12 protein-coding genes and 1 pseudogene are annotated in these 14271 nt (G+C 67.5%); 3 read left to right on the forward strand and 10 right to left on the reverse strand.

What is annotated here, in order from left to right; genetic code table 11:
• The 3 genes and pseudogenes from ACTICP_RS12270 to ACTICP_RS12280 all read right to left on the reverse strand — a co-directional run.
• Window positions 1–149, reverse strand: a pseudogene (locus tag ACTICP_RS12270) (branched chain amino acid aminotransferase); the annotation flags it as partial.
• Window positions 150–194: 45 nt separating this feature from the next.
• Complete coding sequence (locus ACTICP_RS12275) at window positions 195–1244, reverse strand: 3-isopropylmalate dehydrogenase (protein ID WP_441892749.1); 1050 nt, start codon at window positions 1242–1244, stop codon at window positions 195–197.
• Between the two features lie 62 nt (window positions 1245–1306).
• Complete coding sequence (locus ACTICP_RS12280; RefSeq protein WP_441892751.1) at window positions 1307–2836, reverse strand: MFS transporter; 1530 nt, start codon at window positions 2834–2836, stop codon at window positions 1307–1309.
• Window positions 2837–2899: 63 nt separating this feature from the next.
• Here ACTICP_RS12280 and ACTICP_RS12285 point away from each other — a divergent pair, with 63 nt between their 5' ends.
• Window positions 2900–3457 carry a TetR/AcrR family transcriptional regulator gene (locus tag ACTICP_RS12285; RefSeq protein WP_441892753.1) on the forward strand — a complete coding sequence of 186 codons (558 nt, stop codon included), beginning with the start codon at window positions 2900–2902 and terminating at the stop codon, window positions 3455–3457.
• Window positions 3458–3484: 27 nt separating this feature from the next.
• Here the strand turns inward: ACTICP_RS12285 and serA are convergent, their stop codons facing one another.
• From serA to ACTICP_RS12300, 3 genes are all read right to left on the reverse strand, one after another.
• Window positions 3485–5089, reverse strand: a complete 1605-nt coding sequence (gene serA / locus ACTICP_RS12290; protein WP_441892755.1) for a phosphoglycerate dehydrogenase — start codon at window positions 5087–5089, stop codon at window positions 3485–3487.
• 126 nt (window positions 5090–5215) lie between these two features.
• Entirely contained in the window at window positions 5216–5569 is a 354-nt protein-coding gene (locus ACTICP_RS12295; RefSeq protein WP_441892757.1) for a hypothetical protein, read from the reverse strand.
• Window positions 5566–6048, reverse strand: coding sequence for a hypothetical protein (locus ACTICP_RS12300; RefSeq protein ID WP_441892759.1), 483 nt, complete (start codon window positions 6046–6048; stop codon window positions 5566–5568). Before ACTICP_RS12300 ends, ACTICP_RS12295 begins: the two co-directional genes overlap by 4 nt.
• Before the next feature lie 175 nt (window positions 6049–6223).
• Between ACTICP_RS12300 and ACTICP_RS12305 the strand changes: the two genes are divergently transcribed.
• On the forward strand, window positions 6224–7060 hold the full coding sequence (locus ACTICP_RS12305) for a hypothetical protein (RefSeq protein ID WP_441892761.1): 837 nt from the start codon (window positions 6224–6226) through the stop codon (window positions 7058–7060).
• Here ACTICP_RS12305 and ACTICP_RS12310 read toward each other — a convergent pair.
• Entirely contained in the window at window positions 7039–7719 is a 681-nt protein-coding gene (locus tag ACTICP_RS12310; protein ID WP_441892763.1) for a GntR family transcriptional regulator, read from the reverse strand. The genes ACTICP_RS12305 and ACTICP_RS12310 overlap by 22 nt on opposite strands.
• A 71-nt stretch (window positions 7720–7790) precedes the next feature.
• Here ACTICP_RS12310 and ACTICP_RS12315 point away from each other — a divergent pair, with 71 nt between their 5' ends.
• Window positions 7791–10613, forward strand: coding sequence for an FAD-binding and (Fe-S)-binding domain-containing protein (locus tag ACTICP_RS12315; protein WP_441892790.1), 2823 nt, complete (start codon window positions 7791–7793; stop codon window positions 10611–10613).
• A gap of 264 nt (window positions 10614–10877) precedes the next feature.
• Here the strand turns inward: ACTICP_RS12315 and ilvC are convergent, their stop codons facing one another.
• From ilvC to ACTICP_RS12330, 3 genes are read right to left on the reverse strand one after another with little or no spacing between them, the layout of a single operon-like run.
• Window positions 10878–11906: a ketol-acid reductoisomerase gene (gene ilvC / locus ACTICP_RS12320; protein ID WP_441892765.1), complete on the reverse strand. Its 1029-nt coding sequence runs from the start codon at window positions 11904–11906 to the stop codon at window positions 10878–10880.
• 39 nt (window positions 11907–11945) lie between these two features.
• A complete protein-coding gene (gene ilvN, locus ACTICP_RS12325; RefSeq protein ID WP_441892767.1) occupies window positions 11946–12455 on the reverse strand; it encodes an acetolactate synthase small subunit in 510 nt (169 codons plus the stop codon).
• A gap of 3 nt (window positions 12456–12458) precedes the next feature.
• Window positions 12459–14261 carry an acetolactate synthase large subunit gene (locus tag ACTICP_RS12330; protein ID WP_441892769.1) on the reverse strand — a complete coding sequence of 601 codons (1803 nt, stop codon included), beginning with the start codon at window positions 14259–14261 and terminating at the stop codon, window positions 12459–12461.
• Window positions 14262–14271: the final 10 nt, after the last annotated feature.

Genomic DNA, 14271 nt, shown 5'->3' on the forward strand with positions numbered 1-14271 from the left:
GACCAGCAGATGTCGACCATGTGATCGGTGAAGACCGTGCCGAAGCCCGGGTTCTCGAGGATCTCCTCGCGCTGTGCTGCGGACTTCGCTGCAAGGTTCTTGGTCACGGCGAACTCGAGCGGGGCGAGTTCGGTGTCGGTGGTAGTCATTGTCACATCCTGCGTTCGTTGCGGTGGCGCTCGCGTGCGTCCAGGTTACGCCTGGAGCCGGGCGATGATGGCGTCGCCCACCTCAGTGGTGGTTCGTGAGCCGGTCCGAGCGGCGATGTCCGCCTCGACCGCGCTGGTCACGCGGCCGGCTTCCTCGCGGAGCCCGAGATGGTCGAGCAGGAGCGCTGCGGACAGGATCGCCGCCGTGGGGTCGGCTTTCTGCTGGCCTGCGATGTCGGGCGCCGAACCATGAACGGGCTCGAACATCGAGGGGAACGTGCCGTCGGGGTTGATGTTGCCCGAAGCGGCGAGGCCGATGCCACCGGTGACGGCGCCTGCCAGATCCGTGAGGATGTCGCCGAAGAGGTTGTCGGTGACGATCACGTCGAAGCGAGAGGGGTTGGTGACCATGAAGATCGTCGCCGCATCGACGTGCAGATAGTCTACGACCACATCCGGATGCTCCTGCGCCACCTCGTTCACGATCCGCTGCCACATGCCGCCGGAGTGGACGAGCACGTTGGTCTTATGGACGAGGGTGAGCTTCTGCCGGCGGCGCTCCGCCGCATCGAACGCGTACCGGACGACGCGCTCGATGCCGTACGCAGTGTTGACGCTGGTCTCATTCGCGATCTCGTGCGGCGTGCCGACACGGATGGCGCCGCCGTTGCCGACGTACGGCCCCTCGGTGCCCTCACGGACGACGACGAAGTCGACCTCGCCGGGTTCGCTGAGCGGCCCGGGGGCTCCGGCGTAGAGCTTGGACGGACGCAGGTTCACGTAGTGGTCGAGGGTGAAGCGCAGCTTAAGCAGCAGCCCGCGCTCGATGTTCGCGTTCTTCAGCCGCGGGTCTCCCGGCATGCCGCCCACAGCTCCGAGCATGATGGCGTCGTTGCTGCTGATCGCATTCAGATCGTCGTCCGTCAGCGTGTCGCCGGTCTCGAGGTACCGTGCTGCTCCGAGCGAGAAGCGGGTCTTCTCGAACGTCACATCGCTGGCCGCGGTGACGGCGTCGAGCACCTTCTCCGCTTCGGCGACCACCTCAGGACCGATTCCGTCACCCGGGATGACGGCCAGCTTCACGACACGCGACATTCGCACTCCTTGCATCGGGATCCCGCGTGACGGCTCCGCGCGCGGGTATCCCCAGCGTACTGTCAGCGCGAACGGGGCGTGCGCAGGGTGACGGCGGCGATGACACCGGCCGCGACCACGAGACCCGCACCGATCAGCGAAGTGACCATCACGCCGGACTCGAATGCGGCAGCCGCGGCCGTCCACAGGGCGTCACCGGCCTGCGTCGAGAGATCCTGCGCTGTCGTGTACGCCCCGGCGAGCGTCTCGCGCGCGGCATCCGCAGCATCCGCCGGCACGCCATCGGGGATCACCAGCGCACCGCGATAGAACGCGGTGAGGATGCCGCCGAGCACGGCCGTCCCCAGCACCGCGCCGAGCTCGTATGCCGTCTCGGACACCGCGCTGGCAGCCCCCGCTTTCGCGGCCGGCGCGCTGGACAGGATGAGCTCGTTCGAGATCGTCTCGGCCGCGCCGATCCCGATGCCGAGCACCACGAAGGCGATGATCAGCGGCAGCGCACCGTGACCGGCGGCGGTGAACGCGACCAGCAGGTACCCGATCACCGTGAAGACCAGCGCCGATGGGACGACGATGTGCGGGGCGATCCGCCGCGAGATCGGCACCACGGTGAGCCCAGCGATGATCACGGCAGCCATTCCGGGGACCAGTGCGAGCCCGGCGACCATCGGCGACAGTCCCAGCACCAGCTGAAGGTGCTGCGGGACGAAGTACAGGAATCCGACCAGCGCGACCACGCTGAGCAGGTTCACCAGGATCGCGCCGGAGAACGTCCCGCGCCGAAACAGTGCCATGTCGAGCATCGGGTTCGGCGCTCGCTGCTGGCGGCGCACGAACAGTACGCCCATGAGGATCCCGAGCAGCGCCAACGCGAAGGCGCCGATCGTGACCCCGTCGACGGCGAACGACTTGATCGCATAGACGATGGGAATCATCGTGCCCATCGACAGCAGGATGCTGAGCGGATCGATGCGTCCGGGCGCAGGGTCCCGGCTCTCGGGCACCAGCAGCGGCGCACCGATCAGCAGCGGGATGAGTACGGGTACGGCGATGATGAACACCGAGCCCCAGGCGAAGTGCTCGAGCAGGAAACCGCCGACGATCGGGCCGAGCGCCGAGCCTGCTGAGAAGGCCGACGCCCACACCGCGATCGCCATCCGCCGCTGATCGCGGTTCAGGAAGATCGAGCGCAGCAGCGAGAGCGTGGAAGGCATCAGCATCGCGCCGAAGAAGCCCAGCAGAGCGCGAGCGGCGATGAGAAGGCCTGCGGTCGGCGCGAAGGCTGCCAGCACGGACACGGCGGCGAATCCGGTGGCGCCGATCAGCAGCATCCGGCGCCGCCCGAACCTGTCGCCCAGGGTTCCCATCGTGACGAGCAGTCCAGCCAGCACGAGCGGGTAGGCGTCGATGATCCAGAGCTGCTCCGCACCGGAGGGCGACAGCGCGATGGCGATCTCGGGCAGCGCGAAGCTCAGCACCGTGTTGTCGACCGAGATCAGCAGCACCGGCAGCATCAGCACCGCCAGCGCGAACCACCCGCGCACACCAGCGCGAGGCGCGCGCGTGCCCCCGGTCTCCACAGACTCGGTCATGACACACCTTCCGCAGGTCCGAGGACCCGATAACTAAACCGTCCGGCTGGTATAGTAACAGACATGTCCCGACCTCCCCTCGCCCGCGAACGCGTGCTCGACGCCTTCGAGATGATCCTCATCGACGACGGCGAACGGACGGCAACCATCGACGCCACAGCGAAGAGCGCCGGCGTCTCCAAGGGAGGCCTGCTGTACCACTTCGCGTCGAAAGAGGACCTCGTCACCGGCATCATCGAGCGCCTGGAGCGTCTGGTCGACGAGGACCTCGTGGACATGGCTGCTGCAGCCGACGGCCCGGTCTCGTACTACCTGCGCACCTCGGTGATGGAGAATCATCCGCTCGACCGCGCACTCATCGCCGTCTCGCGCCTCGCGCAGGGCGGTTCGACCGAGGCTGCGGCCGCGCTGCGTCAGACCAGGGCGAAGTGGGGCGATGCGATCAGGCCGCACGTGCGTGACGAGGCGGGGCTCGATCTGGTGCTGCTCGTCAGCGACGGGCTGTACTTCAACAACGCCCTGGATCCCGCAGAAGCGCAGGTCAGCGGGAGCGCCGACCCCGTTCCCACGGGATCTCAGCTCGACGAGCTGATCGCCCTGGTGGTGCGGGCGTCGTCGTAGGTTGACTCCCCCGCCCCGGGCCCGGCGTCAGACCTCGGTGATCTCGATCTGCTTCATGGCACTGGCCTCGATCGCCTCGCCGACCGCGACGAGCAGGTCCTCTGGCACCCGCGAATCGACGGTGAGCACCGTGAGAGCCTCGCCGCCGGCCGTGCGCCGAGCGACCTGCATCCCGGCGATGTTGATGCCGGCATCGCCGAACTTCTGACCGTAGACGGCGACGACGCCCGGGCGATCGATGTACTGCATGACGATGTGGTTCGTCTCGATCGGCACCTCGATGTCGTGGCCGTTGATCCCGACGATCTTCTGCACCATTCGCGTGCCGGCGAGTGTCCCGGCGACCGTGAGGACCGTGCCGTCGGCCAGTGCGCCGCGGAGGGTCGTCAGGTTGCGGTATTCGGGGCTGTCCTTCTCGACGATGAGTCGCGCCTCGAGGCCGCGCTGCTCGGCGAACAGCGGCGCATTGACGTACGACACGCTCTCGCTGACGACGCCCGAGAGGATGCCTTTGAGCGCTGCGAGTCGGTAGACGCTCACGTCGTAGTCCGCGAGCTCGCCGCGCACCTCGATGTCGAGGTTCGTCACGGCCGAGCTCGCGAGTCCGCTGAAGACCTGGCCGAGCTTCTCGACGAGCGCGATGCCGGGGCGGACGAACGGATCGATAACGCCGCCGGCGACGTTCACGGCATCCGGAACGAGGTCGCCCTCGAGCGCCAGTTTCACCGATCGAGCGACCGAGACGCCCGCCTTCTCCTGGGCCTCATCGGTCGAGGCACCCAGGTGCGGCGTGACGACCACATTCGGCAGGTCGATCAGATCATGGGCCGATCCGCCCTCTGCCGGCGGCTCGGAGGTGAAGACGTCCAGGCCCGCGCCGGCGACCTCGCCGGCAACGAGGGCCTCGCGCAGCGCGACTTCGTCGATCAGACCACCGCGGGCGACGTTGATGACGTAGGCGGTCTTCTTCATCGCCGCGAACTGCTCAGTGCTGATCATGCCGGTGGTCTCGGGGGTCTTCGGCATATGAATGGTGAGGAAATCGGCCTCGGCGACGAGCTCGTCGAGGCTGCGCAGCTCGACGCCGAGCTGCTGGGCGCGCGTGCTGGTGACGTAGGGGTCGAAGGCGACGACATTCATGCCGAAGCTCTGCATACGCGCGGCGACCAGCGCGCCGATGCGGCCGAGGCCGACGATGCCGAGGGTCTTCTCGAAGAGCTCAGCGCCGGTGTACGCGCTGCGCTTCCACTGTCCGGCAGCCAACGAGGCGTGCGCCGCCGGCACGTGACGGGCCAGGCTGAGGATGTGAGCGCAGGTGAGCTCCGCCGCGGAGATGATGTTCGACGTCGGAGCGTTGACGACCATGACACCGGCTCGAGTCGCGGCAGGAATGTCGACGTTGTCGAGCCCCACACCCGCACGGGCGATGACCTTCAGCTTCGGAGCATGCTCGAGTGCTTCAGCATCCACTTTCGTCGCCGAGCGCACCAGAACCGCGTTCGCGTCTGCCAACGCCGAGAACAGTGCCTCTCGATCCGTGCCGTCGACCTGACGGACATCGAAGTCGGGCCCCAGGGCCTCGATCGTCGCGGGCGAGAGAACTTCGGCAATGAGCACGACGGGCTTGGGCACAGGCGGATCCTTCGGGTTGGCTGCAGACAGCACGGATGGGGATCGATGCGCCGCACGCCGTCGGGGCGCGATCGCCTCCACCCTACCGGAGCGCGAACCGTGCTCCGCGACGTGTGACGGCCCCGATCAGGTCGTCAACGACGAGATGTTCAGTGCGCTCAGCGCCACGACGTTCATCCAGAACACCGCCACCAGCGCGAGGCCGGCGACCAGCACGATCGCGAACTCCGGCGCGCTGCGACGACGACCGAGACCGTATGCCGCCGCGAACACCAGGATCGGGAACAGCACCGAGAAGATGAGTACGAACCAGCCGTACGCATTCAGACCGAACTGCGCGACGGTCACGAGGTAGGCCACCGCATTCCAGACACCGTATGCGTAGAACAGTCCGGCCAAGCCGAGGATGATGGTCTTCAGGATACCGAGGGCCGGGCCCCCGCCCCGCGAGGCGTGCCCATCGACTGTCTGCTCGCTCATGCGCCCACCACTCCCGTCATGACGAAGGGCCACGGCACCAGCAGCGCCGCGCCGACGATGAATCCGACCACCCGCACCCATCCGGGCGAACGCCGGGTGAGCAGCCAGACGGCGGCGAACCAGAGAGCCGGGGCGAGCACAGCAGCCCACACGGCGACCTGGTACATGATGGCCGGCACGAGGAACAGTGCGCTGCCCTGCAGGTTCAGACCGCCAATGATCCATCCGACCGTATACAGCAGGTAGACGCCTCCGATGACGCCCACCAGCAGCAGCATCGGCGTGCTCAACGGCCGCGGGTCGTCGGCGGCGATCACCGTGCCGTCGGCGGCGATGCGCCCGACGGTGTCACTGTCTTTGCCGACAGGCTCCCAGCCCTCGGGCAGCGCCCGCTCGGGCTCAGACCGGTCCGTGCGTTTGCGCGCGGGCGGGTCGTCGTCGCCGTCCCAAGACAGCGCGTCGTCAGCATCCGATGTCATGCCCCCAGCGTAGCCATCGCGACACGGCTCCCGATATGCTCAGAGCGTTCATAGCAACCCGAGGGGATCCACCGTAGCCGAGTCCGAGAAGAACACCGTCGCGTCACCGGGCGGAGGGGCAGCCGCCGACGAGCGGACGTGGACTCCGACGGCGGAGTCCAAGCGCAAGGCGACGATGTTCCGTTGGATCGCCGCCGCACTGTGGGTCGTCGCTATCGCCGCCGAAGCCGTGGCGATCTTCTGGCTGCTGCGTCAACGCGAGTTCACCGGCCCCGACGGCGGCATTGTCCGCAACCCCGACACCGGGCTGCTCGAGAACCAGGAGGCCACGGCTCAGTTCCCGCAGTGGGCCTTCATCACGCTTCTCGTGATGCTCGTCGTCATTGCAGCGTTGTCGATCACCGGTTCGATCCTGTGGAAGAAGGCGAATCGCCTGGATCCGGCGAAGAAGTCCGACACGGTGCGTTTCTTCGTCCAGAACCAGCTCGGCGCGATCATCGCGGTGATCGCCTTCCTGCCGCTGATCATCCTCATCTTCCTGAACAAGGACATGGACAAGGGGCAGAAGGCGACGGCCGGCATCATCGGCATCGTTCTCGCCGCCGGGGCGGTCGCGCTCGGCATCGATTACAACCCGCCCTCCGTCGAGCAGTACACGGCAGACCAGTCCACGGTGATCCAGCTGCTCGGTGCGGATGAGGTCGTCTGGGTCGACGGCGGCTCGGTCTATCACGTCTGCGAAGAGGTCTCCGACATCCAGACCGGCAGCGAGAAGCGCACCGGGACGACGGCCGAGGCCGTGGAGGCAGGCAAGAACCGGCTGACGTTGAAGTTCGCCTCGGAGCTGCGCACCTGCGACCTGGCTGTTCCCGAGAACGCCGATGAGATCACCGAGGCTCTCCGCGCCATCCAGGACGGACAGGCCGACACGCTGCTGCCCGCGCCCGTCTGGGCGGACCCGGCGGACGCCCCCATCGAGATCGACGAGGCTCAGGCAGACGAGACGGAGTAGTCCCGCTCCCCCAGCGCCTCGATGAGGCGCTCCTCTGCCGAGCCGAGGTGTTCGGCCAGCAGGTCGGCGGCGCGTGCGCCGTCTCCGGCGGAGACCGCGCTGAGGATCGCCGCGTGCTGACCGCCGATGACGTCAGCGGCGATCAGTCGTCTGCCCTGCACCTGCGCCATGCACAGGCGCACCTCGTCGAGCACGCTGCCGTACATGCGCGAGGTGCGCGCGCTGCGGATGCCGTCGATGAGTGCGGTGTGGAAACGGAGGTCGGGGTCGACGGTCGCCGGGTCAGGACCCGGAGGCATGGCGAGGATCTCGGCGTTCGCCGCGGTCGCGGCATCCGGCACAGCCCGGCTGACGGCCAGCTCGCGCAGCGCCGCGCTCTCGAGCCGCGTGCGCGTGCGATAGACATCACGCACCATGTCGGCGTCGATGGCGATGACGCGCGCGGAGCGGTGCGCCGTGCGCACCAGCAGGCCAGAGGCGACCAGCTGCTCGATCGCGGCCTTCGCACTGGGCCGGGCAACCGAGAACGAAGCAGAGACCTTCGCCTCCGTCAGCGCCGTTCCCGCGGCGATCTCCCCGGAGAGAATACGCGCGCGGAGCCGGTGCGTCACCGCGTCGACGATGCCGACGACACCGAGTGGAGCATCCGAGATGGTCATGGATTCAGCGTAGACGAGACTACACTCGGCAGTAATCTTGTCTGGCAATTTTGGAGGAGATCGTGTCCACGATGATCGCGACCCCGCTCGACGCCGACGTCCTCGGCAGCGACACGACGATCTCTGCCCGATCGATCGATCGATTCGCCCGTGCGCACGACGCCTCGCACTACCTGCTCATCCCTGACGCCGTGCTCGAACCCCGTGATGCCGACGGCGTCGCCCGGGCTTTCACGGCCGTGCGCGCCGCCGGACGCACGCTCACCTTCCGCTCCGGGGGCACGAGCCTCTCGGGTCAGGGTGTCTCGGGCGACATCCTCGTCGACACGCGCCAGTTCTTCCGCGGCATCCGTATCGAGGACGACGGCCGGCTGGTGCGCGTGGAGCCCGGCGCGACCGTGCGGCAGGTCAACACGCGGCTCCTCCGACATGGTCGCAAGCTCGGCCCCGATCCGGCCAGCGAGATCGCCTGCACGATCGGCGGAGTGATCGCCAACAACTCCAGCGGCATGGCCTGCGGCGTCGTCGAGAACTCGTACCGCACTGTCGATTCTCTACTGCTCGTCCTGCCCAGCGGCACGGTCATCGACACCGGCGCCCCGGATGCGCTCGAGCAGCTGCAGTCCGCCGAACCGGCTCTCTGCGATGGTCTGCGAGAGATGCGCGACCGGTTGCTCGGCTCGCCCGACGCCGCAGCATTCGTGCGGCGGCAGTTCTCGATGAAGAACACGATGGGCTACGGGCTCAACTCTCTGCTCGACTTCGACGACCCCGTGAAGATCCTCGAGCACCTGGTGATCGGCTCGGAAGGGACGCTCGCCTTCGTCGCCGAGGCGCGGTTCCGCACCGTTGAGATCCGCCCGCAGATCGCCACCGGACTGCTCGTGTTCGATACTCTCGCCGATGCGATGGCCGCGCTCCCCGGTCTCGTCGCGCAGGGGCTCGCGACCATCGAACTGATGGATGCTGCGTCTCTGCGCGTCGCGCAGGGGCTCAGCGACGTCCCGGCATCCATCGCCGCGATCGAGGTGCAGGATCACGCGGCGCTCCTCGTCGAAGTGCAGGCATCGAGCACGGACGAGCTCGATGAGTCTCGAGCGGCGGCGCTCGCCCACTTCGGAACGCTGTCGCTCGCCGTCGCGCCGGCACTGACGACCGAGGTCGCTGAACGCGCGTCTCTGTGGCAGGTGCGCAAGGGGCTGTACACCGCAGTTGCCGGCGCACGCCCGTCGGGCACCACCGCACTGCTGGAGGACATCGTCGTTCCCGTGGACCGGCTGCTGCCCACCTGCGAGCGATTGATCGAGCTGTTCGAGGAGCACGAGTACGAGGACTCTGTGATCTTCGGGCACGCCAAGGACGGCAACGTGCACTTCCTGCTCAACGAACGCTTCGACGATGAGGCGAGCATCGCACGCTACCGGCGCTTCACAGCCGACCTCGTCGACCTCGTGCTCGGGCAGGGCGGGTCGCTGAAGGCGGAGCATGGCACCGGGCGCATCATGGCGCCGTTCGTGCGGCGGCAGTACGGCGATTTCCTCACGGACATGATGTGGGAGGTCAAGCGGCTCGTGGATCCGGCCGGCATCCTCAACCCCGGGGTCGTGCTCTCTGAAGATGCCGAGTCGTACCTGCACGACCTCAAGCGCGTGCCGACCGTCGAGAGCGAGGTCGACCGGTGCGTGGAATGCGGCTACTGCGAACCGGCGTGTCCGAGCAAGGACATCACCCTCACCCCGCGCCAGCGGATCGTGCTGCGCCGCGACATGGCCTGGGCCGAAGAACAGGGCGATACGGAGCTTCTGAACCAGCTGCGTGCCGACTACGACTACGAGAGCGTGCAGACCTGCGCGGTCGATGGCATGTGCGCCGTCGCCTGTCCCGTCGACATCAACACCGGCGATCTGGTCCGCCGGCTTCGGGCCGAAGAGGCGTCGAAGGCCGAGGACGGGCTGTGGGATGCTGCGGCGAAGGGCTGGGGCGCGGTGACCCGCATCGGCGGCGCGGCACTGACCATCGCCGACGCGCTGCCCGCCCCGCTCGTGACCGGTGTCACCCAGGTCGGGCGCGCTGTGCTCGGCGCCGACACCGTTCCCTTGTACGACCGCGGCCTCCCCCGCGGCGGATCGGCCGCGCCGAAGCCAGTGTCGCCCGCGAATGCGCAGGCGGTGTTCTTCGGCGCGTGCATCGGGACGATGTTCGGCGCGGAGGCCGACGGGCTCGGTTCGCGCGACGCTGTGCGCACCCTGCTGGACCGCGCGGACATCCCGGTCGTGATCCCCGAGGGGGCCGGCGGGCTCTGCTGCGGCACGCCGTGGAAGTCGAAGGGGCACCTGTCCGGCTACGACCGGATGAGCGATCGGGTGCTCTCGGCACTGTGGGAAGCGAGCCGGCACGGCGTCCTGCCCGTGGTATGCGATGCTGCCTCGTGCACCGAAGGACTCCACGTGATGCTCGCGCGAGCCGTCGCCGAGCATCCGGAATATGCCGGATTGCGCATAGAGGACGCGACGACGTTCGTTGCCCGAGAAGTGCTCCCCCGGCTCACCGTGTCGGCGAAGCTGGATTCGATCGCCGTGCACCCGACGTGCTCGACGACGGCGCTCGGCGCGACCGGAGCTCTCGAAGTTCTCGCCGCTGCTGTCGCCGACGAAGTGTATGTACCCGACGGCTGGGGCTGCTGCGCGTTCGCGGGCGACCGAGGGATGCTGCATCCGGAGCTCACCGCCAGTGCTACCGCGGCGGAGTCGGCCGAGGTCGCAGCGGCCGATGAGGCGCGGGACGGGTTCGACGCGTTCGTGTCGGCGAACCGCACCTGCGAGATCGGGATGACCCGCGCGACGGGGAAGCCGTACCGGCACGTCATCGAGGTGCTGGAGCAACTCACGCGCTAGAGGTACGTTTCGACTCGCTGCGCTCGCTCAACGCGTTTCGTCTGCGGGGCTTCGCCCCTACGCTCAACGACCCGCAAGAGATCCTCCCGAAAGCCGTCCGTTCGCCCCTCCGCTCAACGACCCGAGAGGGCACAGGCCGGGCGTTGAGCGACGAGCGGAGCGAGGAGACGAAACGGGGTGAGCGAGCCGAAGGCGAGTCGAAGCCTGCACCGCCAAAAGACGCGAAAGGGCGCCCCGAGGGGCGCCCTTTCTGTAAAGCCGGGATCAGCGCGCGGCGGAACCGTCGACGTAGTCTTCGTCCTGCTGCTTCCACGCGAACAGCGAGCGGAGCTCCTTGCCCGTGGTCTCGATCGGGTGCTGCTCTTCCTTGGCACGGAGCTCCTGGAACTCCGTGGCGCCGTTGTCCTGGTCGTCGATGAAACGCTTCGCGAAGGCACCGGACTGGATGTCGGCGAGCACGCCCTTCATGCTCTCCTTGACCGAAGAGTCGATGACGCGCGGACCCGAGACGTAGTCGCCGTACTCGGCGGTGTCGGAGATCGACCAGCGCTGCTTGGCGATGCCGCCCTCCCACATGAGGTCGACGATGAGCTTGAGCTCGTGCAGCACCTCGAAGTAGGCGATCTGCGGCTGGTAGCCCGCCTCGGTCAGCGTCTCGAAGCCGGCCTGCACGAGGTGGCTCATACCGCCGCAGAGCACAGCCTGCTCACCGAACAGGTCGGTCTCGGTCTCTTCGGTGAACGTCGTCTTGATGACGCCGGCACGGGTGCCGCCGATCGCCTTGGCGTACGACAGCGCGAGCGCCCAGGCCGAGCCGGAGGCATCCTTCTCGACGGCGATGATGTCCGGGATGCCGCGACCGGCGACGAACTCGCGACGCACCGTGTGGCCAGGAGCCTTGGGGGCGACGAGGATGACGTCGACACCCTCAGGAGCATCGATGTAGCCGAAGCGGATGTTGAAGCCGTGCGCGAAGGCGAGGGTCTTGCCCTCGGTGAGGTTCGGGGCGATCGACTCGGAGTAGATCGTGCGCTGGTGCTGGTCCGGCGCGAGGATCATGATGACGTCGGCCCAGGTGGTGGCATCCGCTACGTTCTTGACCGGGAAGCCGGCCTCCTCGGCCTTGGCGGCGGACTTCGAGCCGTCCTTGAGGGCGATGGTGACCTCGACGCCCGAGTCGCGCAGGTTCTGCGCGTGGGCGTGGCCCTGCGAGCCGTAGCCGACGATGGCCACCTTCTTGCCCTGGATCAGGGACAGGTCGGCGTCGTCGTCGTAGAAGATCTCAGTACTCACGTGTGTTTCTCCTTGATTGTGGTTCAGAGGCGTTCAGGGTCAGCCGCGCAGTACGCGCTCGGTGATGCTCTTGCCGCCGCGTCCGATGGCCAGCAGGCCGGACTGCGCGATCTCTTTGATGCCGAAGGGCTCGAGTGCACGCAGCAGTGCATCGACCTTGCCCTGGTCACCGGTGACCTCGATCACCAGCGCGTCGGGAGCGTAGTCGACGACGGCGGCGCGGAACAGATTCGCGACCTCGATGACGTTCGACCGGGTGGCGCTGTCGGTGCGCACCTTCACCAGCACATGCTGGCGCTGCACCGAGGTCGCCGGGTCGAGCTCGACGATCTTGATCACGTTGATCAGTTTGTTGAGCTGCTTCGTCACCTGCTCGAGAGGCAGCAGATCGACGTCGACGACAGCCGTGATGCGGGACACACCGGGCACCTCGGTCACGCCGACGGCGAGGGACTCGATGTTGAAGCCGCGACGGGCGAAGAGCCCCGCGACGCGGGTCAGAAGGCCAGGTGTGTCCTCGACGAGAAGACTCAGCACGTGCTTCGACATGTCTCAGATCTCCTCATCGAACGTGGGCGCGTGATCGCGTGCGTACTGGACGTAGCTGTTGCTCACGCCCTGCGGCACCATCGGCCACACCATGGCGTCCGCGGAGACGACGAAGTCGATGACGACCGGACGATCGTTGGTCTCCAGCGCCAACTGGATCGCGGCATCCACCTCGTCCTCCTTCTCAACCCGGATCGCGAGGCAGCCATACGCCTCGGCGAGCTTGACGAAGTCGGGGATGCGGGCGGTGCCGTGACCGGTGTTCAGATCCGTGTTGGAGTGGCGCCCGTCGTAGAACAGGGTCTGCCACTGGCGCACCATGCCGAGCGAGGAGTTGTTGATGATCGCGACCTTGATCGGGATGTTGTTGATCGCACAGGTGGCGAGCTCCTGATTGGTCATCTGGAAGCATCCGTCGCCGTCGATCGACCACACCACGCGGTCGGGCTCTGCGACCTTCGCGCCCATGGCTGCAGGCACCGAGTAGCCCATCGTGCCCGCTCCCCCGGAGTTGAGCCAGGCGTTGGGGCGCTCGTACTTGATGAACTGCGCGGCCCACATCTGGTGCTGCCCGACACCGGCGGCGTAGATGCCCTCCGGGCCGGTGAGCTCACCGATGCGCTGGATCACGTGCTGCGGAGCGAGCAGGCCGTCCTCGGTCGGCGAGAAGCCGAGCGGGAACTCATCGCGGAGCCCGTCGAGGTATGACCACCAGTCCGAGATGTCAGGCTTGCCGTCGCCGATGGCGCCGCGGTACGCAGCATCCAGGTCGACCAGCACGTCGCGCACGTCACCGACGATCGGCACATCCGCGTTGCGGATCTTCGAGATCTCCGCGGGGTCGATGTCGACGTGGACGACCTTCGCATGCGGGGCGAAGTCGGCCGACTTCCCCGTGACGCGGTCGTCGAATCGCGCCCCGAGCGCGACGATGAGATCGGATTCCTGCAGCGCGAGCACGGCCGGAACCGTGCCGTGCATGCCGGGCATTCCGAGATGCTGCTGGTGCGAGTCGGGGAACACACCGCGCGCCATCAGCGTCGTGACGACGGGAGCGCCAGTCGACTCGGCCAGCGCCAGCAGTTCGGCGGCCGCACGACCACGAACGACACCGCCGCCGACGTAGAGAACCGGCTTCTTCGCTTCGGTGAGCAGAGTGGCGGCCGCCTGGATCTGCTTGCCGTGCGCCTTCGTCACTGGACGGTAGCCGGGCAGATCGACCTTCGGCGGCCAGACGAACGGCGCCGACAGCTGCTGGGCATCCTTGGTGATGTCCACGAGCACGGGGCCGGGGCGGCCCGTCGAGGCGATCTCGAACGCCGCCGCCAGAGCACCGGGGATCTCCTCTGGATGCTTCACCAGGAAGGAGTGCTTCGTCACCGGCATGGTAATGCCGACGATGTCGGCCTCCTGGAACGCATCCGTTCCCATCAGGTGACTGAAGACCTGTCCGGTGATCGCGACCAGCGGCACCGAATCCATGTAGGCATCGGCGATCGCGGTGACGAGGTTCGTGGCACCGGGGCCCGAGGTGGCGATGGCGACGCCGACCCGGCCGCTCGCCGCCGCGTATCCCTCGGCAGCGTGACCGGCGCCCTGTTCGTGACGGACGAGGATGTGCCGCACGGCTTCGTCATCGAGGAGCGGATCGTAGACGGGCATGATCGTGCCGCCGGGGATGCCGAACACGTCAGTGACGCCCAGAAGGGCGAGTGCGCGGACGACAGCCTCGGCGCCGGTGATCTCGGGCGCGGTGGTCTTCGTGGATGGTGGCCGTGGCACGGCCGATACAGAATCAGCAGTCATGTCATTCCTT

It is taken from the genome of Microbacterium sp., assembly GCF_052102115.1.
Classification (GTDB): domain Bacteria; phylum Actinomycetota; class Actinomycetes; order Actinomycetales; family Microbacteriaceae; genus Microbacterium.